General features: G+C 58.9%; 21 protein-coding genes. 14 read left to right on the plus strand and 7 right to left on the minus strand.

Annotated features, from left to right (window positions below):
* Positions 1–30: 30 nt before the first annotated feature.
* Positions 31–1,770, minus strand: coding sequence for a serine protease (locus tag ACR0J2_RS00505; RefSeq protein WP_480811368.1), 1,740 nt, complete (start codon positions 1,768–1,770; stop codon positions 31–33).
* Between the two features lie 205 nt (positions 1,771–1,975).
* On the opposite strand from ACR0J2_RS00505, the gene ACR0J2_RS00510 reads away from it, so the two are divergent.
* Positions 1,976–2,905, plus strand: coding sequence for a glycine--tRNA ligase subunit alpha (locus ACR0J2_RS00510; RefSeq protein WP_480811369.1), 930 nt, complete (start codon positions 1,976–1,978; stop codon positions 2,903–2,905).
* A gap of 8 nt (positions 2,906–2,913) precedes the next feature.
* Here the strand turns inward: ACR0J2_RS00510 and ACR0J2_RS00515 are convergent, their stop codons facing one another.
* Positions 2,914–3,546 carry a MarC family protein gene (locus tag ACR0J2_RS00515; protein WP_480811370.1) on the minus strand — a complete coding sequence of 211 codons (633 nt, stop codon included), beginning with the start codon at positions 3,544–3,546 and terminating at the stop codon, positions 2,914–2,916.
* A gap of 71 nt (positions 3,547–3,617) precedes the next feature.
* Between ACR0J2_RS00515 and ACR0J2_RS00520 the strand changes: the two genes are divergently transcribed.
* The 8 genes from ACR0J2_RS00520 to glmM all read left to right on the plus strand — a co-directional run bounded on the left by ACR0J2_RS00520 (position 3,618) and on the right by glmM (position 14,539).
* On the plus strand, positions 3,618–4,163 hold the full coding sequence (locus tag ACR0J2_RS00520; protein ID WP_480526430.1) for a DUF6446 family protein: 546 nt from the start codon (positions 3,618–3,620) through the stop codon (positions 4,161–4,163).
* A 10-nt stretch (positions 4,164–4,173) separates the two neighbouring features.
* Complete coding sequence (gltS, locus tag ACR0J2_RS00525; RefSeq protein ID WP_480811371.1) at positions 4,174–5,385, plus strand: sodium/glutamate symporter; 1,212 nt, start codon at positions 4,174–4,176, stop codon at positions 5,383–5,385.
* Between the two features lie 9 nt (positions 5,386–5,394).
* Positions 5,395–7,614, plus strand: coding sequence for a glycine--tRNA ligase subunit beta (gene glyS, locus ACR0J2_RS00530; protein ID WP_480811372.1), 2,220 nt, complete (start codon positions 5,395–5,397; stop codon positions 7,612–7,614).
* A 43-nt stretch (positions 7,615–7,657) separates the two neighbouring features.
* Positions 7,658–10,219, plus strand: a complete 2,562-nt coding sequence (locus ACR0J2_RS00535; protein WP_480811373.1) for a putative PEP-binding protein — start codon at positions 7,658–7,660, stop codon at positions 10,217–10,219.
* A 186-nt stretch (positions 10,220–10,405) separates the two neighbouring features.
* On the plus strand, positions 10,406–11,047 hold the full coding sequence (locus ACR0J2_RS00540) for a cell wall hydrolase (RefSeq protein ID WP_480811374.1): 642 nt from the start codon (positions 10,406–10,408) through the stop codon (positions 11,045–11,047).
* A 196-nt stretch (positions 11,048–11,243) separates the two neighbouring features.
* Positions 11,244–12,164 (plus strand): dihydroneopterin aldolase, encoded by a 921-nt coding sequence (locus ACR0J2_RS00545; RefSeq protein WP_480811375.1) that lies wholly within the window; start codon positions 11,244–11,246, stop codon positions 12,162–12,164.
* Positions 12,161–13,159, plus strand: a complete 999-nt coding sequence (gene folP, locus ACR0J2_RS00550; protein ID WP_480811376.1) for a dihydropteroate synthase — start codon at positions 12,161–12,163, stop codon at positions 13,157–13,159. The genes ACR0J2_RS00545 and folP overlap by 4 nt, the downstream gene beginning before the upstream one ends.
* A 36-nt stretch (positions 13,160–13,195) precedes the next feature.
* Complete coding sequence (gene glmM / locus ACR0J2_RS00555) at positions 13,196–14,539, plus strand: phosphoglucosamine mutase (RefSeq protein ID WP_170616447.1); 1,344 nt, start codon at positions 13,196–13,198, stop codon at positions 14,537–14,539.
* On the opposite strand, the gene ACR0J2_RS00560 is transcribed toward glmM, so the two are convergent.
* Positions 14,536–15,438: a DMT family transporter gene (locus ACR0J2_RS00560; RefSeq protein ID WP_480811377.1), complete on the minus strand. Its 903-nt coding sequence runs from the start codon at positions 15,436–15,438 to the stop codon at positions 14,536–14,538. The genes glmM and ACR0J2_RS00560 overlap by 4 nt on opposite strands.
* A 79-nt stretch (positions 15,439–15,517) precedes the next feature.
* On the opposite strand from ACR0J2_RS00560, the gene ACR0J2_RS00565 reads away from it, so the two are divergent.
* Together ACR0J2_RS00565 and ACR0J2_RS00570 are read left to right on the plus strand one after the other, a co-directional pair.
* Positions 15,518–15,832 (plus strand): metalloregulator ArsR/SmtB family transcription factor, encoded by a 315-nt coding sequence (locus ACR0J2_RS00565; protein ID WP_170616443.1) that lies wholly within the window; start codon positions 15,518–15,520, stop codon positions 15,830–15,832.
* Positions 15,825–16,280 carry an SRPBCC domain-containing protein gene (locus ACR0J2_RS00570; RefSeq protein ID WP_170616441.1) on the plus strand — a complete coding sequence of 152 codons (456 nt, stop codon included), beginning with the start codon at positions 15,825–15,827 and terminating at the stop codon, positions 16,278–16,280. The genes ACR0J2_RS00565 and ACR0J2_RS00570 overlap by 8 nt, the downstream gene beginning before the upstream one ends.
* Before the next feature lie 45 nt (positions 16,281–16,325).
* On the opposite strand, the gene ilvC is transcribed toward ACR0J2_RS00570, so the two are convergent.
* Entirely contained in the window at positions 16,326–17,348 is a 1,023-nt protein-coding gene (gene ilvC / locus ACR0J2_RS00575; RefSeq protein WP_170616439.1) for a ketol-acid reductoisomerase, read from the minus strand.
* Positions 17,349–17,479: 131 nt separating this feature from the next.
* Between ilvC and ACR0J2_RS00580 the strand changes: the two genes are divergently transcribed.
* Both ACR0J2_RS00580 and ACR0J2_RS00585 read left to right on the plus strand, forming a co-directional pair.
* The gene (locus tag ACR0J2_RS00580; RefSeq protein WP_480811378.1) at positions 17,480–17,935 is read left to right on the plus strand and encodes an Lrp/AsnC family transcriptional regulator; all 456 of its coding nucleotides are present in this window, start codon (positions 17,480–17,482) and stop codon (positions 17,933–17,935) included.
* Positions 17,932–18,390, plus strand: a complete 459-nt coding sequence (locus ACR0J2_RS00585; protein WP_170676568.1) for an Lrp/AsnC family transcriptional regulator — start codon at positions 17,932–17,934, stop codon at positions 18,388–18,390. Before ACR0J2_RS00580 ends, ACR0J2_RS00585 begins: the two co-directional genes overlap by 4 nt.
* Position 18,391: 1 nt before the next feature.
* On the opposite strand, the gene ACR0J2_RS00590 is transcribed toward ACR0J2_RS00585, so the two are convergent.
* Complete coding sequence (locus ACR0J2_RS00590) at positions 18,392–19,093, minus strand: GntR family transcriptional regulator (protein ID WP_480811379.1); 702 nt, start codon at positions 19,091–19,093, stop codon at positions 18,392–18,394.
* A gap of 234 nt (positions 19,094–19,327) precedes the next feature.
* Between ACR0J2_RS00590 and ACR0J2_RS00595 the strand changes: the two genes are divergently transcribed.
* Positions 19,328–20,455, plus strand: coding sequence for an aminotransferase class V-fold PLP-dependent enzyme (locus ACR0J2_RS00595; protein ID WP_480811380.1), 1,128 nt, complete (start codon positions 19,328–19,330; stop codon positions 20,453–20,455).
* A gap of 15 nt (positions 20,456–20,470) precedes the next feature.
* Here the strand turns inward: ACR0J2_RS00595 and ACR0J2_RS00600 are convergent, their stop codons facing one another.
* Both ACR0J2_RS00600 and ACR0J2_RS00605 read right to left on the minus strand, forming a co-directional pair.
* Positions 20,471–21,667, minus strand: coding sequence for a UbiH/UbiF family hydroxylase (locus ACR0J2_RS00600; protein WP_480811381.1), 1,197 nt, complete (start codon positions 21,665–21,667; stop codon positions 20,471–20,473).
* A 74-nt stretch (positions 21,668–21,741) separates the two neighbouring features.
* A complete protein-coding gene (locus tag ACR0J2_RS00605; protein WP_170616427.1) occupies positions 21,742–21,990 on the minus strand; it encodes a hypothetical protein in 249 nt (82 codons plus the stop codon).
* Between the last annotated feature and the right edge of the window lie 30 nt (positions 21,991–22,020).

The following is a 22,020-nucleotide window of genomic DNA, read 5'->3' on the forward strand; positions in this document are numbered from 1 at the left end:
GCGACGCCATTAGTGGAACCTAACGGTTTCTTAGTCCCAGCAGTGAACCAGAACAGTCATTCCGGTTGCGCGGCGGTTCAACTCGTTTGGTGAAATTTCACCGACTGCCTGCCCAGGCTGACCTGCAACACCGGCTTTATCCAGGACTGTACGCAGTCGATCAACCGAGGCGGCAAGACTGACCGAGTCGGGCAGGGTGCGACCGTCAGAGGCCTTAGGCAGAAGCATCCCGACCACGTTTCCGCTGTCGTCGAACACCGGACCGCCTGCATCGCCGGGCTGTGCGACCAGTGTAAGACGTTTTATTCCATCTTCGCCATTCAGGCCCCGCACATCGGCGACTTGACCGAAAGTCAGTGTTGGTGCACCCAATGCGCCCAGATAGGAAAAGCCAGATACGGCCACTTCGGATCGGATACGAGGCTCATCTGCGCTGAATTCGGCCACGCTCATGGGGGCAAGTGCCCGGCTTGGGCGCAACACGGCCACGCCTAGATCGGCATCGTCCCACGCCACCTGAACCTCCTGATCGTCGTCCAGGGTCATACGGGTGCAGTTGTTTGCCACTTCCGAAACCGTCAGAACCGTACCGTTGGCAGCGGCGAAGAAGCCCGAGCGGGACAAGCGCGGTTTACGCACCTGCAAGCCTGAAACCAGGTCGATCCGCTGTTCCGCATCCGCGCCGGCACCGGCGTCAAGGACCGCATCCCTTGTGGTAAAGCTGGCGTTGATGGAGGCCAGTACGCGTGCACGGCGCGCCTCGTCCCCTTCCGGCCAGACCAGGGTGAAGCCCTTGATCTTGCCATCCTTCAATGCGGCCTGCGTGTAGGATACAATCCCTTTCCCGCGGCCTTCCAGCGTGAAGCGATCGCCCCGCAGGGTGCGCGGGCCGTTCAGCGGAACAATTTCCAACGACTGCATCACCTCGTACAAAGCGCGCAACGTCGCTTTGTCACCTTCCTGGCTGATCAACAGCACCTGTGCATTTAGATCTGAGGTCGCATTGAAATGCGCAAACGGTGCTTCGTAGCGGTCAAAGGCCACAACACCCAGCGGCAAGTCCAGTTCAATACCGGCCTGCGGGTCTGCATAACGCTTCATGCCAACGCTGATCAGCGGTGCATTGTAGTCATCCATCAAGGCCTTGCGCTGCAGCGTCGTCAGAACGCCGGTGGTTTCAAACCCATTGAAGCGCTGCCATTCGGCCATGGAACGGCGTGTACCCTGACCAAATGCCCCGTCGATCGTCGAGTTATAGAAACCCTCCGACTGCAATGCTGACTGCAGGTCTTTGCGTTCCTGCGCAGTCAGCAGACGTTCGCCCTGCAGAGCTTGCGATCGGGTTTCATCGGCATCTTGCGGAACCGCTGCAGCTTGCGGCTGTTCTGTTTGCGCCTGGGTTTGAACCGGCGGCGTTACCGCGCCCCGATCCAGAACGTTCGCACCAACTGGCCAGAATTGCGGCCCCAGTGCGTTCGAAAAGGCAATGAAACTGTCCGACGGGATTTGACCCTCAGCCCGGTAAACCTGCAGAACCTGATCCGCATCTGATCGTAAATAGGGTCCTATTACAATGGCATACCAGCCGCTGTTAAGGCGAAACCCATTCACGTCGGGCAGGGTATTTGCATAGATCTGCGCCCGATCCTGCGCCGCCTGCAAGGTCGGTTGTGCCTCGATCTGGACCCAGACACCCGTATCCTGTTGCGCAAAAACGGCGCGCACACCCAGTAGAAAAAGAAATGCAATTGAAGTGAATATGCGTGCCATTGTCCGCCTGTGTTTCGCAGAGTTTTTTCAGCCCGGAGAATACGCCAAATCAGCCTCGGAACGCCATGGCCAGATTACGGGGAATTTCCAGTGTGGCCGCACAGAGACATGACGAGCCCACTGGCCCGTTGACGCCCCCGGACCCCTTGCATAGGAAGGGCAAAACCGACCGGAAACGGATGCTGCGGCGTCCAGGGGAAATGTCATGACCGAACCGTCCAGCGCTCCACGTTCATTTCAGGAGATCATCCTGAGGCTTCAGACCTACTGGGCCACCAAAGGATGCGCCATTCTGCAGCCCTATGACATGGAAGTTGGAGCTGGCACGTTTCATCCTGCCACGACGCTCCGCTCGCTGGGGTCCAAACCCTGGGCTGCGGCCTATGTGCAGCCCTCGCGCCGTCCCACTGATGGTCGCTATGGCGAAAACCCGAACCGGTTGCAGCACTATTATCAGTATCAGGTGCTGATCAAACCCAGCCCGCCCGATCTGCAGGAGTTGTATCTGGGCAGCCTCGAGGCGATCGGCATCGACATGGGTTTGCACGACATCCGATTTGTCGAAGATGACTGGGAAAGCCCAACTCTGGGCGCATGGGGTCTTGGCTGGGAAGTCTGGTGCGACGGGATGGAAGTCAGCCAGTTCACCTATTTCCAGCAGGTCGGCGGACATGATTGCGCGCCGGTCTCGGGTGAACTGACCTATGGGCTCGAGCGTCTGGCGATGTATGTGCTGGGCATCGATCACGTGATGGATATGCCGTTCAATGACCCGCAATCGCCCAGCCCTTTGACCTATGGCGACATCTTCAAACAGACCGAAGAGGAATACGCCCGCTGGAACTTCGATGTGGCCAACACCGAGGTATTGTTGCGTCACTTCGAAGAGGCCGAGGCAGAATGCGCCGCCATTCTGGCGCAGAAACATGACGATCCCAAGACCGGGAAGCGTATCATCATGGCGCACCCCGCTTATGACCAATGCATAAAGGCCTCGCACATCTTCAACCTGCTTGATGCCCGTGGCGTGATCTCGGTGACGGAGCGTCAGGCGTATATCGGGCGTGTGCGGGCGCTGGCCAAACAATGTGCGGATGCGTTTGTTCTGACCGGGGCCGCCGGTCACGCGGGCTGATGGGCCGGTCAGGCCAAACCGGGAAGCAATGCCTTCAGGCCGTCCGCGATCATGCCGATTGCGATGGCCGACAGGATCATGCCCATGAACCGGCTCATGATCACGCGCGCGTTGTCAGACAGCCGCTTTGCCAGGGCCGTGGCGTTCCAGAACGTGATCAGAAGCAACGACACGACTGCAAGAAAAACACATGTGTAGACAATGGCTTCGGTCGGGCTTTTGATGCGATGAGCATACAGGATCAAGGTTGTAATCGTTCCGGGACCAACGAGAATGGGAAATGCAAGCGGGTAAAAAGCGACCGCTTCAAGCGTCGCATAGGATTGCTTTTCATCCTGCGTGCCATGGTGCGAACTGCTTTCGTTACCGTTCAGCATGTTCAGCCCGAACATCAGAACGACAAGGCCCCCGGCAACGCGCAGGTCGTCGACGCTGATTCCAAAAAGACCCAATACCTGACTGCCGATGACGGCAAACCCTCCACCCAGGATCAGGCAATAGACAGCAGTCTTGATCGCAACTTTTCGCTGGTCGGCGACGGACAGGCTCTGTGTGACGCTCAGGAACACCGGCAGGTTGGTGACCGGGTTCATAATCGCGAAAAGCGCGCCAAAAAAGCCGATGGCAAGGGTCGTTTCCATTCAGGGTGCCTCGATCAGTTCTGCAATCTGCGCGAGGTTGTCCTATTTTCAACGATGAATGAAGGGGCAGCATGAGCGAAAAAAGAAAAAGTTCGGCCGGAAAGGTCCTTGTTGTCATTCTGTTGATGTGCGCGGCCATCGCGGGCATCAGCATGTATTATTTGCAGATTTACGGGTTCTACTATGATGTCGAAGCGAAACCGGGCAAGGATGTCGTTCTGACGGAAGTCAAAACGAACCAGCCGGTTGCTATCAAATACAGCGCATTTGAGGCGATTGACGCGGATAGTTCGCCGATCCGCTATCGCGCCTGTTTCGAAACAGAGCTGACATTGGAAGATTTGTCCGCAGCCTTCATGCCTGCCGACGATCCCGAACCGCTAACCGCGCCCGGCTGGTTTGACTGCTATGATGCCTTGGCCGTCGCCGATGCGCTGAAAACCGGACATGCGCGGGCGTATGTCGCCATTAAAAACGTCCATTTCGGGGTCGATCGCATTGTGGCCGTGACCGATGGCGGGCAGGGCTATGTCTGGCACAGGCTGAACAATTGCGGCGAAAAGGCTTATGACGGGACAGTTGTGGGCGAAGAATGTCCGCCGCGGCCACAGGAGTAAGAGGTTCATTTTGGTTGATACGGTCCAGATCCCCGATTTCCTGACAGCGACGCTGGGATTTGCGGTTTACCTGATCGGTGCCGAGATCAACGCCCGGGTCGCAACTCTGCGTCAGTTCAACATCCCCGAACCGGTAACAGGGGGGCTGCTGGCGTCGCTCGTTGTGCTTCTGCTGTATTTGGTGGCGGGTCTTGAACTGTCCTTTGGTTTGGCGGCGCGGGACTTCCTTCTGGTGCTGTTCTTTGCCGGGATCGGATTGAATGCCCGATTGTCGGATCTGATTGCGGGCGGCAAGCCCCTGTTTTTGCTTCTTGTCCTAACTCTGATCACAATTGTTGCGCAAAACGTCATTGGCGCGGTTGGGGCTGTCGTGTTCGGGTACCCGATGCAATCCGGAGTATTGTTTGGCTCTGCCGCGCTGATCGGCGGTCACGGTACTGCAATCGCATGGGCCCCGGAAGTGGGCCGGGCCACCGGTCTGGAAGGCGCGACTGAACTTGGTGTGGCCGTGGCCACGCTGGGTCTTGTTCTGGCTGCGCTTGTCGGCGGCCCCGTCGCTCGGTTTCTGATCGAAGGGCGCAGCCTCAGCCCGGATCGGCCGGAAGAAGAGCACACCGTCGGTCTGCCGGACAATCCGGATGAAGCGAGCGCCGGAATAGATCACCTGACGGTGATGCGCGTTTTGCTTCATCTGAATCTGGCCATCATTCTTGGTTACGCACTCAGCGAAGTCATCACGGCAGCCGGGCTCAAACTGCCATTGTTCGTGCCCTGCCTGATCATGGGCATCGTGATCGCCAACGTCCGATCGGCCATCGCGCCCTCAGCCCCTCCGGTTGCGCGAACTCCGTCGCTGGCGCTGATCTCCGAGTTCGCGTTGGGTGCTTTTTTGGCCATGTCACTGATGAGCCTGCAATTGTGGACCATTGCGGAACTTGGAATTGCAATCGCCGCAATCATGACCGCGCAAACCCTGTTTGCGGTGGCATTCGTTATCTGGGTGCTGTTTCCGATCATGGGGTCGAATTACCGCGCTGCGGTGCTGGCTGCCGGGTTCGGAGGTTTTGCGCTGGGTGCCACTCCGACCGCCATCGCAAATATGACCGCCGTGACCAAGCGATATGGGCCGTCGCCTATTGCCTTTATCGTGCTGCCCCTTGTATCCGCATTCTTTGTGGATATCGCCAACGCCATCGTCATCCAGACGATCGTGAATTTCTAAGGACCGAAAATGCCCGACCTGCTGATCGAACTGTTTTCCGAGGAAATCCCCGCACGCATGCAGCGCCGTGCGGGTGAGGATCTGAAAAAGAAGGTGACAGATGGTCTGGTCGAGGCCGGTCTGACGTATGCCGGGGCCGCAGCAATGACAACTCCGCGCCGTCTGACACTGGCGGTCGAGGGGCTGCTGGCCGAAAGCCCCACTATCCGGGAAGAGCGTAAAGGCCCCAAGGTCGGCGCACCGGACAAAGCCATCGAAGGGTTTTTGCGCGGCGCTGGCCTGACCCGCGATCAGTTGGAAGAACGGGAAACGCCCAAAGGGGCGGTTTATTTCGCAACCATCAAAAAGTCGGGTCGCCCGGCTGCCGATATCGTGTCCGAGGTGCTTGAGGCCACCATCCGCAATTTCCCTTGGCCCAAATCGATGCGCTGGGGCAGTGGCCCGATGCGCTGGGTACGCCCTTTGCACTCGATCCTGTGTATCCTGACCGACGAGGCCGGAGCGCAGGTGGTTCCGCTTGAGGTCGAGGGGATCACCGCCGGGGACAGAACCGCCGGTCATCGCTTCATGGCGCCGGATCGTTTCTCGGTTTCGTCTTTCGAGGACTATTCGGCCAAGTTGAAGCGAGCCTTTGTTGTATTGTCTCCCGAGGAGCGCGCCGAACATATCTGGAATGACGCCCAGAACCTTGCCTTCGCTGCCGGTCTTGAAGTGGTCGAGGATAACGGGCTACTGGCCGAGGTCGCCGGTCTGGTCGAATGGCCGGTCGTTCTGATGGGCAAGATTGACAGTGAATTCCTGGATTTGCCACCCGAGGTTCTGCAAACCTCGATGAAGGAACACCAGAAGTTCTTTTCGGTCCGCAATCCCAAAACGGGTCGGATCGAACAGTTCATTACCGTTGCAAACCGTGAAACCGCTGACAACGGGGCAACCATTCTGGCCGGGAACCAGAAGGTTCTGTCGGCGCGTCTGGCAGACGCCAAGTTTTTCTGGGAGAACGACCTGCGCGTTGCCAAGTCGGACATCGCCCAGTGGACCCGTGCGCTGGAGAATGTGACCTTCCACAACAAACTGGGCACGCAGGCCGAACGGATCGACCGCATCGCAGCGCTGGCCCGCGAACTGGCCCCGGTGGCGGGGGCGGATGCGGATCAGGCCGAGAAAGCCGCGCGTCTGGCCAAGGCCGATCTGAATTCCGAGATGGTCTATGAATTCCCCGAACTTCAGGGGCTTATGGGCCGCTACTACGTCGCGGCCGCAGGCGAAGACGCGACCGTGGCCGCCGTGGCACAGGAGCACTACTCGCCGCTGGGTCCGTCGGATGACGTGCCGACCGCGCCGCTGTCGGTGACCGTAGCGCTTGCCGACAAGCTGGACACACTGACCGGGTTCTGGGCGATTGATGAAAAGCCGACCGGATCGAAAGACCCATTTGCCCTTCGCCGCGCGGCGTTGGGCGTTATTCGGCTGGTGCTGAATAACAATCTGCGTGTTCGGATGGACCGTTTCTTCGACAGCCAATTGGTTCGAGCGGAAAGTGCTATCAACGACGCGCTGCCGGAAGCGAATACACGCGTTCTATTGGAAAAAATCGCCGAGCACGGCGTATTTGGTGCGGCCTTTCAGACAGTCAAAGAAGGGCTTGAAGGATCACCAGCGGCGGCGTTTCTTGAGCTGGAGAAAAAGGTTCCAGACGCATCTGACGACCTCCTCTCCTTCTTCCATGACCGCCTCAAAGTCTTCCTGCGTGACGAGGGTATCCGCCACGACATCATCGACGCCTGTATCGCGATGGACGGCAATGACGACCTCAACCTGCTGGTCAAACGCGCCCGCGCGCTGAATGCGGTGATTGCGACCGAGGATGGAGAGAACCTCGTGCAGGGGTTCAAACGCGCCAACAACATCCTGACACAGGCCGAGGAGAAGGATGGCGTCGAATACTCCTATGGCGCCGACATAAAATTTGCGGAGACCGACAGCGAAAGGGCGCTGTTTGCTGCGCTGGATCAGGCGCAGGCCGAAATCGAACCTGCGCTGAAGGCCGAGGACTTTCCAAAGGCGATGGCTACCATGGCCGCGTTGCGCGGCCCGGTCGATGCGTTCTTTGACGAGGTTCAGGTGAATACCGACAATGATATTCTCCGCCGCAACCGTCTGAACCTGCTCAGCCAGATCCGCCGGGTTTGTCTGGGCGTCGCCGACCTCAGCAAGATCGAAGGCTGACCCAGAACTCACTTGCGCCAACAGTGTTTGCGCTTATGCTGCGGTGAAATCAAAAGGTGCCGCAGTGCAGAATAACCCGCATACAACGCTGATCACATCCGACGCGCCCGTCGCCGCCCATACCCATGGCGGCCGGGCGAAATGCCTGCAACGTCTGGTCCGGCTTGACCTGCCGGTCCCGCGCACGGTCGCCTTGTCATTCGATGCGGTCCACCGGATCGCCGAAGGTCATATCCCCGACATCGCCGCCATTCTCGAACAGTTCGAACCGACTGCATTGCTGTGTGTGCGTCCCAGCTCCGAGGACCCCGACTGGGGCGGGCCGGGCGCGGTTCTGAACATCGGCATGAACGACGCCCGCTTTGTTGACCTGTCCGACAAGATGGGAGCTGAAGCAGCGGCCGCACTGTATCTGCGTTTTGTCCAGAGTTATGCCATCCATGTTGCCCGGCTGGACCCTGACCTGTTTGATGATATCGATCTCACCGGTCGCGAGGGGTTGCGCCAGTCCTTGCGCGCTTACGAAGATGAAGCCGAAGAGGCCTTTCCGCAGGATCGGGGCGAGCAACTAATCGGTGTTCTGCGTTCGATGGCCCGAGCCTGGGATGGCACTTCCGCGCGTTTGCTGCGTCAGGCCAAGGGCGCGCCGGCCGATGCCGGCCTTGGCCTTGTCATTCAGGAAATGATACCGGGCGTCGGGCAGGGGGAATGCGGTTCCGGAGTTCTGCAGCTTGTGGATTCCACGACCGGGCTGCCGCAGATCACGGGCCGTTACCTGAGTCAAAGCCAGGGTCGGGACGCTTTGGGCGAAGACGTGGCGGCGCTGTATCTCGAAAAAGACCCGCGCGGCTTGTCACTCGAAGAGCTGGCCCCCGATGCATTTAACGACCTGAAATCTCATGCCGCGCTGATGCGCGAAAAGCTGCGTGAGGAAATGCAGGTCGAATTCGTTATCGAAAACGGACACGTGCATATTCTGGACGGGGTACGCGTTCAGCGCAGTGCCCGCGCCGCGATGCGGATAGCCGTGCGTCTGGCCGAAGACGGTATTGTGCCGCCGCAGGACGCGGTGATGCGCGTTGATCCGCACTCATTGAACGAGTTGCTGCACCGGCAGGTACACCCCAAGGCAGAGCGGGACATCCTGACCACCGGGATCGCCGCCAGCCCCGGTGCGGCAACAGGCAAGATTGTTTTTACCTCCGCCGAGGCACAGGCCAGCGCCGCGCGGGGCGAGCCTTGCATTCTGGTACGGCGCGAAACAGCGCCCGAGGATGTGCGCGGCATGCATGCCGCAGTGGCCGTGCTGACGGAAAAGGGCGGCATGACCAGCCACGCAGCGGTGATCGGGCGTGGTCTGGGCCTGCCGTGTATCGTTGGCGCTTCGGAGATGCGGTTCCAGACAAAAAAGAAGCTGCTGACCGCTCCGGACGGGCGTGTTTTCCAAACCGGTGACGAACTGACAATTGATGGCAGTTCGGGTCAAGTTCTGGGCGGTCGGCCCGCGATGCTTGAGGCCGCGCTGGACGATTGTTTCCAGACACTGATGGGTTGGGCCGACGCCGAGCGCGATATTGCAATCCGCGCCAACGCAGACACGCCGGCGGACGCACAGACCGCGCGGAATTTCCAAGCCCAGGGCATCGGCTTGTGCCGAACCGAGCATATGTTTTTCGATCCCGGTCGGCTTATTGTCATGCGCGAGATGATATTTGCGCAGACCTCGTCGGGTCGTGCGGCTGTGCTGGAACGTTTGCTGCCGATGCAACGCGAAGATTTCGTGCAGCTTTTCCGGATCATGGAAGGGCAACCTGTCTGCATCCGCCTGTTCGACCCGCCATTGCACGAGTTCCTTCCAACCACTCGTACAGGGCAACGTGAACTGGCCGAAGCACTTGATCTGCCGGTGTCGGATGTCGAGCGGCAGGTCAATGCGATGACTGAATACAACCCGATGCTGGGCCTGCGCGGCGTGCGTCTGGGGGTTACGGTGCCTGAAATCTATGACATGCAGGCGCGGGCCATCTTCGAGGCCACGATCGAAGCCAGTATGGATGGTGCGGCCGTCGTGCCCGAAGTCATGATTCCGCTGGTTTCCGCCAGGCGCGAGGTCGAGCTGGTGAAGTCCCGTATCGACTCCGTGGCTGCGGCCGTCGCGTCGGAAAAGGGGCAGGAGTTCGAATACAGACTGGGCGTCATGGTGGAAACACCGCGTGCGTGCCTGCGTGCGGATGAGATCGCGCCACAGACCTCGTTCCTCAGCTTCGGAACAAACGACCTGACCCAGATGACCTATGGGCTGTCACGCGACGACGCGGGAAGGTTCATGTCCGCCTATGTGCGCCAGGGCGTGTTTGTCGAAGATCCGTTTCATGTACTGGACCGCGACGGCGTCGGCGAGCTGCTGAAACTCGGGGCTGAACGCGGGCGTGCCGCGCAGCCGGATGTCACGCTTTCGGTCTGCGGCGAACATGGCGGAAACCCCGAATCAATCTCGATTTGCCGCGATCTGGGTTTTGACTATGTGTCCTGTTCGCCCTTCCGGGTGCCTGTCGCTCGGCTGGCTGCCGCTCAACTGGCGATTTCGTCCAGACTTGGGGGTTGACAAGGGTCGCAAGCCCTAGGAATAGTGGTTTTGGAAGGACCTGTGGTCGAAAAAACTCGACCCCGCAGGCAATTTTCCTCTTGCATTTTTTTCAGATGTAGACCTTTCGCCCTCAGTGCGTTAAGAGCCTCATCGCGCCCGCCGGGGGAGGGTATGGCGCGAGAAGTGCCTGTGCGAGGTTATCTGATGCTACGTTACATAATGGCTGTTGCCACTGTGGCAGCAACCGTGCTGCCGACTGTATCCTTCGCCGAGAAGGAAGAGACTCATTCCGCCAAGGCTGAGCTGGTGACTCGGAGTGAACTGCCGGGTCAGGTTTTTCGTGATTACCTGAAGCTATTTACGCCCCGAAAAGACGCCAAACCGCTGGACGTATCCTATTCCAAGGAATGGTTGGACCAGCAGCCCAAGGCAACCGGCGATGAGCACTGGAAGTGTCTGGCCGAAGCACTGTACTTCGAGGCACGCGGCGAAAGCGTCCGTGGGCAGTTTGCTGTGGCCGAGGTTATCTTGAACCGGGTTGAAAGCAGCCGCTTTCCGGATGATCTGTGCGGTGTCATCCAGCAGGGAACGGGCAAGAAGTACCAGTGTCAGTTCACCTACACCTGCGATGGCCGCAAAGAGGTCATTCACGAAAAGAAAGCCTATGAGCGCGTCGCTAAAGTTGCCCGCACGTCCATTGATGGGATTGCAGATCAACTGACCGAAGGGGCAACGCATTATCACACCAAAGCCGTACGCCCGTCTTGGTCGCGGGTGTACAAGGAAACCGCCCGGATCGGTGTGCACATCTTCTATCGTCACAATTACCGTACCGCGAGCAACTGACCTGCTTCCGATTGGTGACTAAGCACCGCGAGTGCTGAACCGGCATTCGCACGCTCGGGTTTCGCAAGTTCTCGCCGGTGCAAATGGCCCAAGTGGCGTTTTAGGCGGTTGGAATGGCGTTTGTATGAATGTTATAGGCCTGCGCACCGCCTATGATAGGCGACCTGCACTGCCCGAGCCCGAAAAGGCCATACCCATGAGTTCTGAAATCCGCCTTGCCTTTGCGCACCCGTCCGAACGCTCGGAAGCGACAGCGTCCCGGGGTCCTCTGGACCGTATTTCACTGCGCGATCACATCGTCGAAGTGGAAATCGGCGCATTTCAGGCCGAGCGGGGAACAACGCAGCGCATCTGTTTCAACATCGTGGTCGAAGTGCGCCCGATCAGCGATCCGATTGATGATGATGTCGACCGGATTCTGTCCTACGACCGCGTCACAGAAGCCATTGCATTTGAACTGGCCGCCGAGCGGTTGAACCTTCTGGAAACTTTGGCCGACCGGATCGCCGAGCGTATCTTGCTTGAACCTCAGGCTGTAAGGGCTTTTGTCAGAATAGAAAAGCTGGACCGGGGTCCAGGTGCTTTGGGCGTCGAGATCGTTCGCGGCAAGGACACGGCCCATCATGACCTGATTGAAGAAGAGCGGCCGCATCCACGTCTGGTTTATTTGTCGAACGAGGCGATGCAGTCGAAAAATCTGACCGGTTGGATCGATCAGCTTGAAAGCCGTCAGCGCCCTCTGATCCTGTGTGTCGGGGCATCGGACCTGACTGTTCCGAAAACCGGTCATGCAATGACACAACGTCGGATCGACCTGCTGGCCATTGAACAAAATGCATGGGTATTGGCGGCGCGCGATCACCGGTGCGTGGTGGTTTCAACGCGGACAGAGCTGGATTGGGCCATGAAGAACGGCCAGATTTGTGTCTGGGCGCCGTCCAAGATCGTTCTGGATGCGGTGGATGGCCCGTCAGCGGCGCCGTCCGATTCGGTTGCGTTGGCAGCGTGGTTCGCGGCAACATTCGAAGCCAGCGAGATGTTGGTCATAGGCGGCGATCTTCCAGAGGCTCCCAAAACTCCCCTGCGGGCGGTGCCGGTGGATCAGGCCAAACTGTGACCGCGTATATTCGCCCTCTTGTACAGCACGGACCGACGCGCCCGGCCCATGCGGTGTCGTTGGCGGGGCAGGACCTGTGGTTCACCCATGCGGAAAAACTGTCACGCGACAGCGACCCGGTCCTGGTCGCCGTGAACGACATCCCGGAAGAAGTGATCAGCCGCCTGACCCGCAAAAGGGCGGCAGTTGCAGGTCTGGACATGACGGTCCCGCAGATCATGGGCATTTTGAACGCAACGCCCGACAGCTTCTCGGACGGAGGTCTGCACAATTCGGTCGAAGCCGCTGTGACCGCAGCTAAATCCATGGTCACGCATGGCGCCAGCATTCTGGACATTGGTGGGGAATCCACCCGTCCGGGCGCCGAATATGTTCCGGAAGCTGAAGAGATCGAGCGGACGCGCCCGCTGATTTCCGCGATCTGCGCGGAAACGGATGCTTTGGTTTCAATCGATACACGCAAGGCCAGCGTCGCCGAAGCCGCCTGGGCAGCCGGGGCAGGGCTGATCAACGACGTGTCAGGGTTTACCTTTGATCCGGATCTGGCCCCGTTTTGTGCCCGGGTCGCTGCCCCGGTCTGCCTCATGCACATGCAGGGTGATCCCGCGACGATGCAGGATGACCCGCAATATGATGACGTCCTGCTGGATGTATACGATTTCCTCAATGGACAGATCGAACATCTTGAGGGCCTTGGCCTGAACCGGGACCAGATCATTGCCGATCCGGGCATTGGGTTCGGCAAAACCGAGGCTCATAACTTGACCCTGTTGCGGAACCTCAGCCTGTTTCACGGGTTGGGTTGCCCGATCCTGTTGGGCGTGTCGCGCAAGGGATTCATCGGTCAGATCGGCAAGGAACCGCGCAAGGATGCGCGTGCGCCAGGATCAATTGCTGTTGCGTTGGCCGGATTGTCGCAAGGTGTGCAGATCATTCGGGTCCATGATGTGGCCGAGACGGCTCAGGCCTTGCGCTTGTGGACTGCCGTCCGGTAATCCGGTCCCAAGGCTGGAATTTTGGAGAAAACACCGATGCGCAAATTGTTCGGAACCGACGGGGTGCGGGGCACTGCCAACACGCATCCGATGACGGCGGAAATGGCTTTGCGCATTGGTGCGGCAGTCGGGCGATATTTCCGGCGCGACGCCTCCGGCGTGCACCGCGTGGTCATCGGCAAGGATACGCGCCTTTCGGGCTATATGCTGGAAAACGCGCTGACGGCAGGTTTGACTTCGACCGGTATGAACGTGTTGCTGCTGGGCCCGGTGCCAACGCCTGCGGTGGGTCTGATGACCCGGTCGATGCGCGCTGATCTGGGTGTGATGATTTCTGCCAGCCACAACCCGGCTGAAGACAATGGGATCAAGTTTTTTGGCCCCGACGGCTTCAAGCTGTCGGATCAGGCAGAAATGGATATCGAAGACCTGATTGAACAAGGCGTCCACCCCGCCAAGGCCCAGAATATTGGCAGGGCGCGTCGCGTGGATGATGCGCGGTTCCGCTATGGCGAGCGTGTGAAATCCTCGTTGCCACGTGAATTGCGGCTCGATGGTCTGAAAGTTGTGATCGACTGCGCCAATGGCGCTGCGCACCGCACCGCCCCGGAGGTTCTGTGGGAGTTGGGTGCCGAGGTCATTCCGATTGGCATCGCGCCCAACGGCAAGAACATCAACCTCAACTGCGGGTCGACCAAACCGCAAATGGCGGCGGAAACCGTGGTTGCCCACGGTGCCGATGTAGGGATTTGCCTGGACGGTGACGCTGACCGGGTCGTGATTGTCGATGAACAGGGGCAGGTTGCCGATGGCGATCAGTTGATGGCGCTGCTCGCCAGCAGCTGGGCCCGTGCTGATCGGCTGACCGGCGGGGCGTTGGTGGCAACGGTCATGTCCAACCTCGGGCTCGAGCGGCACCTGGCTGCGCGGGGGCTGCGACTAGAACGCACTGCGGTAGGCGACCGCTATGTTGTCGAACGCATGCGCGAAGGCGGGTTCAATCTGGGCGGCGAGCAGTCGGGTCATATCGTGATGACAGACTACGCAACCACCGGGGACGGGCTGATGGCAGGGCTGCATTTCCTGGCGGAAATGGTTCGGGCTGGCCGCAGCGCCTCTGAGATCTCGCAGCAGTTTGAGAAAGTTCCGCAATTGCTGAAAAACGTCCGCTACGAAGTTGGCCAACATCCCCTGGAAGCTCAGAACGTCAAGACGGCGATTGCCGATGCCGAAGCGCGATTGAACGGACAAGGGCGTTTGTTGATTCGCATGTCCGGGACTGAGCCGCTGATCCGTGTCATGGCCGAATGCGAAGATGATACCCTGTTGAATCAAGTCGTTGACGGCATCGTCTCCGAGGTCGAGGCGGCGGCTGGCTAGCGTCTGAAAAGCAGTTTCTGCAGGCTGAACCATTGGCTGATGGCCAGCCCCGTCAGGATCATTGCCAGCGCCAGATAGAACCGGAAAGGCAGCGCCTCGGACAGGATCCAGGCGCCAAACACCATTGACCAGATTGGAACCTGATAGTTCACCAGGGTCAGGAAAACGGATCCGGCGCTGCGAATGATGGAAACCCGCAGGAGCGTTGCAAAGGCAGTGGGGAACAGGCCCAGCACGATGATGGCAAGACCGGGCCGGGTGCCTTCCCAACGGGGAATACCTTCGTAAACCAACATGATCGGCAGCAACAGCACAGCACCGACCACAAGCGTCAAGGCGGCCAGGACAACCGGATCAACGGGCGGGCAGCGGCGGGTGAAGATCGAGGCCAGGGCGTAGGACAATGCCGCACCGACGCAGGCCAGTTGAGCCAAGGGTTCAGCCCCCGACCCCAATTGTGCAAGACTTGGCCCGATCAGTATCAGCGCACCGGTGAACCCAAGGGTTACGCCGAACAGTCTGCGCGCGTTCATCGGTTCATCGGAAAAGAAATGGGCAAGCGGCAAAACCATCAACGGGATTGCGGCCATGGAAAGCCCGGCAAAGGCTGACGGAACAAATTGCTGTCCCCAGCTTAGCAGGACAAAGGGCAGGGCCGTCGACAGGATGCCGATGATTATGATCGACCACCAGAGTGCCGGGTTGCCAGTGGGAATTTTTCGGCCCGTCGCCGCCATCATCAACAGCAAAGTCAGTGCACCCAGTGTCGTTCGGGCGGTTGCCACGGTGATCGGGCCGTAGCCTTCCAGGGCCATGGCAACGACCATGAAAGTGCCGCCCCAGATCAGGCCAAGCGTTACAACGCCGCTCCAGTCGCGTGAATTGGGGCTCTCTTCCATGGCTTCCCCTTATCTTGCGCATCCGGGGATGTCACGCCGCCATATTTGACAGTCGGTAAGCTTTCACTTACGGTAAGTGATGGCTAACCAATATGTATTCTCTGCTTTAAGTGATCCCACCCGGCGACAATTGTTCGAAGCGATTGCAATCAAGCCGCAGGCAGTTGGGGATTTGGCTGAAAACATGCCTGTCAGTCGTCCTGCCGTGTCCCAGCATCTTCGGGTTCTGACCGATGCGGGCCTCGTGGTGTGCCGTGCCGAAGGGACCCGGCGGATATATGCTGCCCGCCCCGAGGGGCTTGCCGAGTTGCGGGATTGGCTGGATCGGTATTGGTCCGAAGTGCTGGAAAGTTATGCGGCCGAATTTAACGAAAGCGGACAGAACAATGACTGATCCCATCGTCAAAACGGTGATTGTAAATGCGACGCGTGAACAGGCATTTGATGTTTTTGTGAACCGGATTGCAAAATGGTGGCCGCTGCATGGCCATGCCGTGTCCGCCGCACACGGTAAACCGGCACTTGCTGTCTCGATCGAGCCGTTTGTAGGTGGCGCGATTTACGAAACAATGTTTGACGGCACACGTTCGGACTGGGGAGAGGTTCTGTTGTTTGCGCCCGGGCAAAAGGTGGCGTTTACCTGGCATCCCGGAACAGACGAAAAGCGTTCCACCCTGGTGACAGTCGAATTCGAAGACCACGAGCTGGGGCAAACAAAGGTAGTCCTTACCCATTCCGGCTGGCAGGCCTGGGCAACCGAAGCACCGGACAAACGCGGCAGTTACGACGGTGGCTGGGATTACGTTCTGGGAGAGTGCTATCGAAATGCGGTTGCAAACTGAAAAGGGCGGCCACCGGGGCCGCCCTTGTGCTGACAGAAGTCAGGCTCAGTTCTTTTCCTGATCGACCAGTTTGCCGGCCGAGATCCAAGGCATCATGTCGCGCAGTTTCTTACCGACCTGCTCGATCTGATGTTCATCGTTGTGACGGCGGGCCGCTTTGATGGTCGGTTGGCCAACAGCGTTTTCCAGCATGAAATCACGCACGAACTTACCGGTCTGGATATCCGACAGAGTCTCTTTCATCGCCTTCTTGGTCTGCTCATAGGGCAGGATCCGCGGGCCGGTGACATATTGGCCATACTCGGCGGTGTTCGAGATCGAGTAATCCATGTTCGCGATGCCGCCTTCATAGATCAGGTCAACGATCAGCTTGGTTTCGTGCAGACACTCGAAATAAGCCATTTCCGGTGCATAACCTGCCTCGACCAGAGTCTCAAAGCCGCAGCGGATCAGTTCGACGATGCCGCCGCACAGAACGGCCTGCTCGCCGAACAGGTCGGTTTCGCACTCTTCGCGGAAGTTGGTCTCGATGATGCCCGAGCGGCCGCCACCGATGGCCGAGCAATAGGACAGACCGATTTCCAGCGCCTTGCCGGTGGCGTCGTTGTTCACGGCGACCAGACAGGGCACGCCGCCGCCTTTGACATATTCGCCACGCACGGTGTGTCCGGGGCCCTTGGGGGCCATCATGATGACGTCGACGCCTTCTTTCGGCTCGATCAGGCCAAAGTGAACGTTCAGACCATGGGCAAAGGCAATGGCCGCGCCGGGCTTGATATTGTCATGCACATATTTCTTGTAGGTTTCGGCCTGCAGCTCGTCGGGCATGGTGAACATGATGACGTCGCACCATGCGGCGGCTTCGGCAATGCCCATCACCTGCAGACCTTCGGCTTCGGCTTTCTTGGCCGAGGGCGAGCCTTCGCGCAGGGCAATGACCAGGTTCTTGGCACCCGAGTCGCGCAGGTTCAGCGCGTGTGCGTGTCCCTGGCTGCCATAGCCCAGGATAGCCACTTTCTTGTCTTTGATCAGGTTGATGTCGCAATCGCGATCGTAATAGACACGCATTTTGCCGGTCCTTTCAGTTTCGATTGCGGTGGTTCTATCTGCCCGCCGGCGCAATGGCGATAGCATTGGGGTTGAGTATTTGAGAAAAAGATGAAGAATAATTCGCAAAACATCTTTTATGTGAAAAAATCATGCTTGACGATACTGACCGTCGCATCCTGCGTCATTTCCAGGCCGATCCGAGCCTGACCACAGCCGAACTCGCCGAGCGGTGCAGGATCAGTGCAGGGGTGTGCTGGCGGCGGATTGAAAAGATGCAGTCCGCAGGGATCATTCAGGGGCAGGAGGCCGTGATCGACTGGGTCGCGCTTGGGTATGCGGTTGAGGTTTCGCTGAGGATCACGCTGGACAAGACCCAGCCACGTGCCTTTGACGAGTTCACCGCCGCAGCACGCAAAGTGGCCGAAGTGATCGAGATTCAGACCTTTCTCGGGCGGGTTGACGTGCGCCTTTCCGTTTTGGCGCGGGATATGTCCCACTACCAGCAGGTGTATCGTGACCGCATTCTGACACTGCCGCACATCGCTGACATCGAAGCGCTGATGCATATTGCCCGGGTGAAACGGGACGAGGTGTTGCCGGTATGACGGAACTAGACGAAACCGACCGCAAGATCTTACGTGCGTTGGCGCAGGACGCGTCGCAAAGCGCGGGCGCGCTGGGGCGACGGTTTGGCCTTTCGCAACCGGCAACCTGGCGGCGTATCCGCAGGCTGGAGGAGGAAGGCATCATCAAGGGACGCCGGTTACGGTTGAACGCCGAGGCGTTGGGGTTTGGGGTGACGGTGTTTCTGGGTGTGAAACTGGCGCGCAAGGGGCAGGTCAGCCTTGAGGATTTCGAACGTGCCGTAAGCGCCATTCCCGAGGTTCAGACGGTCGAGCATGTGCTGGGTCTTTATGACTACCGACTTCGGGTCGTTGCGCGGGATCTGTCGGACTTTGAACGCGTCCTGCGGCGGCGCATCATGACATTGCCTGGGGCCGGTGACGTCGAGGCCAATGTGCTGCTGAGTGAAGAGCGTCTTCCGGGCCCGATCGGATAAGTCAGTATTTTGAGCGGATGCAGAAACCCGGGTGATGCGTCATGCGGGCAAACGCCATCGGCTCTCCGTCTTTCCAGGTCGTGCGCTCAAGCTGAATCATTGAGGTGCCGGTCGTGGTCCCCATGAATTCGGCCAGTCGCCCGTCAGCGGAAACGGCACAGAACGCGATTTCGGCTTCGGTAAAGGGTGCGGTCTTCAGCAACCATTCATGCGGCCCGTTTTGGTTCAGATCGGCGTGTTCGACATCCGGAACGGCCTCGATATTGATCCAGCGTTCTTCTAGCTGAAAGGGGCGGTTGTCCGCGTAGTGCATGCAGATGATATGAAGGACGCGCGCGTCCGATGAAACGCTCAGTTGCGATGCCAGCCAGCCAGGGCTGGGTACGACGTTTCGTTCGACCAAAGCGTAGCGATAGGTGGCATTCTGGTTTTCCACTGTCTGGCGCGCGAGCGAGATTTCCAGCTTGGCATGTTTGCTGGGTTCTTTTTTGACCCGTGTCCCGCTTTTCCGCTTTCTTTCGACATAGCCTTGTTCGGCCAGTTCCCGAAGGGCCCGGTTTACGGTCGCGCGGGCGCAATTGAACTCTTCGGCCAGCTGTGTCTCGGTCGGCAGCAAAGATCCCTGCGGCCAGATACGGGCTTCGATCCTTCTTTTGACTTCGTCGCGAACTACCTGAAAACTTATCCGTTTTTGCCCTGTCACCTGCGAAATTACCTTTCTTGTACAAAGTGTATGTATCTGGTCAGAAACACGTCAAAGTGTAAAGTAGGGGTGACCCTAATTGGCGTCATTTGTGCCTTGATCGGGCCGTGTGAGGCGCAAAAAACGATCTGAAGAGAAAGGTTCCGTTGCGTCAACATGTGACGTGCGTAAGGTGCTTTACGAAATTCGCCAAAAGGTTCAGAACTTCAGGAACCTCTCAGGAAAGGAACAATCATGCCCGCGTTGTTGGACAGTGTTGACCCAAACGGTCTCGAAGAATTCTCGGTGGTTTTTACGGACCGGTCCCTAAATCACATGTCGGCATCCTTTCAGCAGGTGATGCGCGATATCTCGGATATGTTGAAACAGGTCTACAACGCTGACGGTGTTGCGGTGATCCCTGGGGGCGGAACCTATGCGATGGAGGCCGTTGCCCGCCAGTTTGCACAGAACGCCAATGTTCTGGTGGTTCGCAATGGTTGGTTTTCGTACCGCTGGAGCCAGATCATCGAAACCGGTGGATTGACGGCTTCGGCCACCGTGATGAAGGCACGCCAGACCGGAAACACCAGCCCGTCGCCCTTTGCACCGGCCCCGATTGACGAGATCGTGTCGGCCATTCGTGAACAACGTCCGGATGTCGTGTTCGCGCCGCATGTGGAAACCGCTGCAGGTGTGATTCTGCCTGACGACTATGTGGCGGCCATGGCTGCAGCCGCGCACGAAGTCGGCGCGCTGATGGTGTTGGACTGCATCGCTTCGGGGTGCGCCTGGGTCGACATGAAGGCAACCGGTGTTGATGTTCTGATTTCCGCGCCACAGAAGGGATGGAGCGCGTCGCCCTGCGCCGGTTTGGTCATGTTGTCCGAACAGGCCGAAGCGCGACTTGAGCAAACGACGTCGGACAGTTTTGCTATCGATCTGAAAAAGTGGCGCCAGATCATGCAGGCTTACGAAAATGGCGGTCACGCCTATCACGCCACGATGCCAACGGATGCGCTTCGTGCGTTTCGTGAAACAATGATCGAAACCCGTGATTATGGTTTCGAAAAGCTGCGCGATGCGCAATGGGCGCTGGGGAATGGTGTGCGGGCGATTCTGAAGGACAAGGGAATTGTCTCGGTGGCCGCCGACGGATTTGGCGCGCCCGGTGTTGTCGTCAGTTATACATCGGATCCCGATGTTCAGAACGGCAAGAAATTCGCAGCGCTGGGTATGCAGATCGCGGCGGGCGTGCCGCTGCAATGCGACGAACCTGAAGGCTTCAGCACGTTCCGCCTTGGTCTGTTTGGGCTGGACAAGCTGTATGACGTGGACGGCACCATCCAACGTCTGAAACGGGTTCTGGATCAGGTGATTTGAGCCGGCAATCGGGCCTCAGCGCATGCCGAGGCCCATTTGCATAAGCGTTTTGCGCACCGGCGCCAGTGAATAAAGGGCATTCAGGCTCATTGCGCGGGCGTCACGCAATGGGCGCGCTTCGATCATGGAGGCGCGGTTCAGCAGGTCGATTCCTTTGACACGCAATTCGATCTCGGTGTGGCGCGCTTTGTGGTAGGCCGCCAGCATCTGGGCATCACCCAGCCCGTCCGGTCGCGCCTGCGCCAGATCCAGCAGGCACCGCAGATCCCCCAGCGACATGTTCAGACCTTGGGCCCCGATCGGCGGAACCACATGTGCGGCCTCGGCCATCAGGGCAAGTCTTTCACCGGACAGATGCTCGGCCGCTTGACTGATGATCGGCCAGATCGTGCGGCGCGACGCTAACTTGAGCGGTCCGAACAATTCGCAGGATCGCCGGGTCATGGCTGCCTCGAAATCCGGGGCGTCGAGGTTCATGAGCTCGACCGCACGAGGACCACGTTCCATCCAGACAATCGCAGAGGAGGGCTGACCCTGCCAGTCGGGCAACGGAACCAGAGTGAATGGCCCGCCGGACCGGTGGATTTCGGTTGATACGTTTTCGTGCGGTACCGGGTGCGTGACCGCAAAAGCCAGCGCTTTCTGACCATAGCGTGTTGTTCGGACGCCGATATCTGCGGCCTCTCGCATGGGTGAATTGCGCCCGTCTGCTGCGATCACAAGACGGCAGCGAACCCGGGCGCCATCACTAAGCCCGACGCGGGCTTCGGCGGTGCGGGTAAACAGACTGGTGGTGCCGGTTCCGGGCCTGAAATCCACATTGGGCAACTCGGCCAGCCGCGCCACCATTTCCCTGCGCAGCAGCCAATTGGGAAGGTTCCAGCCGAAAGGCTGGTCGGAAATGTCCGAGGCATCAAAGTCGCGAACGACACGCGGTTCAGGCACGTCACCGCCGGCATCCACGATGCGCATGATCTGCAAAGGGGCGGCGTGCGCATCCAGGCGTTGCCACAGCCCGCATTGTTCCAGCAAAACCCGAGCGGGTTGCAGAAACGCCGTTGTTCGAAGATCTGACCCTTCAACGTCGCGCTCTGTCACGGGCGGGGCAGGGTCGACGCAGATTACGTCAAATCCGGCTGCCCCAAAGGCAGCGGCGGCGGTCAGACCGGCGATACCGCCACCTGATATCAGGATGTCACAACTGTCAGTCATCGCGAAATTCTCCGTTGTCCGCAGACCCTAGTGGTGTTGCGGCCCGGGCGCCAAGTGACATCCTGTCCCGGTTCCTAACCCCGCGAAATCAGCAACAGGATCAGGAACATCACCGGCACCATCGCAAGTGCGGGCAGATACAACCCCGGAAGACCGAACAGAAGGATGGAACAGCCCCACATGCTGACGATGGCGGCGGCGGTATAGCCCAGATCCTCGGGCGCGCCGTCTTTCACATCGCGGGCCATCCATCCAAACAAGGGAATGGCAAACAACAGGCGCTGCCAGACAGGCAGGCGCGGGGACATTTCGATCGCGCTCATTGGAGATCTCCGTTCTGTTCGTCGCTAAGG

This window comes from Ruegeria sp. CG4, assembly GCF_056537185.1.

Excerpts from the sequence above, each read along its gene's own strand:
- ACR0J2_RS00505 (WP_480811368.1), bottom strand. The coding sequence starts at position 1,770 with ATGGCACGCATATTCACTTCAATTGCATTTCTTTTTCTACTGGGTGTG.
- ACR0J2_RS00510 (WP_480811369.1), top strand. The coding sequence starts at position 1,976 with ATGACCGAACCGTCCAGCGCTCCACGTTCATTTCAGGAGATCATCCTG.
- ACR0J2_RS00515 (WP_480811370.1), bottom strand. The coding sequence starts at position 3,546 with ATGGAAACGACCCTTGCCATCGGCTTTTTTGGCGCGCTTTTCGCGATT.
- ACR0J2_RS00520 (WP_480526430.1), top strand. The coding sequence starts at position 3,618 with ATGAGCGAAAAAAGAAAAAGTTCGGCCGGAAAGGTCCTTGTTGTCATT.
- glyS (WP_480811372.1), top strand. The coding sequence starts at position 5,395 with ATGCCCGACCTGCTGATCGAACTGTTTTCCGAGGAAATCCCCGCACGC.
- ACR0J2_RS00540 (WP_480811374.1), top strand. The coding sequence starts at position 10,406 with ATGCTACGTTACATAATGGCTGTTGCCACTGTGGCAGCAACCGTGCTG.
- ACR0J2_RS00545 (WP_480811375.1), top strand. The coding sequence starts at position 11,244 with ATGAGTTCTGAAATCCGCCTTGCCTTTGCGCACCCGTCCGAACGCTCG.
- glmM (WP_170616447.1), top strand. The coding sequence starts at position 13,196 with ATGCGCAAATTGTTCGGAACCGACGGGGTGCGGGGCACTGCCAACACG.
- ACR0J2_RS00560 (WP_480811377.1), bottom strand. The coding sequence starts at position 15,438 with ATGGAAGAGAGCCCCAATTCACGCGACTGGAGCGGCGTTGTAACGCTT.
- ACR0J2_RS00565 (WP_170616443.1), top strand. The coding sequence starts at position 15,518 with ATGGCTAACCAATATGTATTCTCTGCTTTAAGTGATCCCACCCGGCGA.
- ACR0J2_RS00570 (WP_170616441.1), top strand. The coding sequence starts at position 15,825 with ATGACTGATCCCATCGTCAAAACGGTGATTGTAAATGCGACGCGTGAA.
- ilvC (WP_170616439.1), bottom strand. The coding sequence starts at position 17,348 with ATGCGTGTCTATTACGATCGCGATTGCGACATCAACCTGATCAAAGAC.
- ACR0J2_RS00580 (WP_480811378.1), top strand. The coding sequence starts at position 17,480 with ATGCTTGACGATACTGACCGTCGCATCCTGCGTCATTTCCAGGCCGAT.
- ACR0J2_RS00585 (WP_170676568.1), top strand. The coding sequence starts at position 17,932 with ATGACGGAACTAGACGAAACCGACCGCAAGATCTTACGTGCGTTGGCG.
- ACR0J2_RS00595 (WP_480811380.1), top strand. The coding sequence starts at position 19,328 with ATGCCCGCGTTGTTGGACAGTGTTGACCCAAACGGTCTCGAAGAATTC.
- ACR0J2_RS00600 (WP_480811381.1), bottom strand. The coding sequence starts at position 21,667 with ATGACTGACAGTTGTGACATCCTGATATCAGGTGGCGGTATCGCCGGT.
- ACR0J2_RS00605 (WP_170616427.1), bottom strand. The coding sequence starts at position 21,990 with ATGAGCGCGATCGAAATGTCCCCGCGCCTGCCTGTCTGGCAGCGCCTG.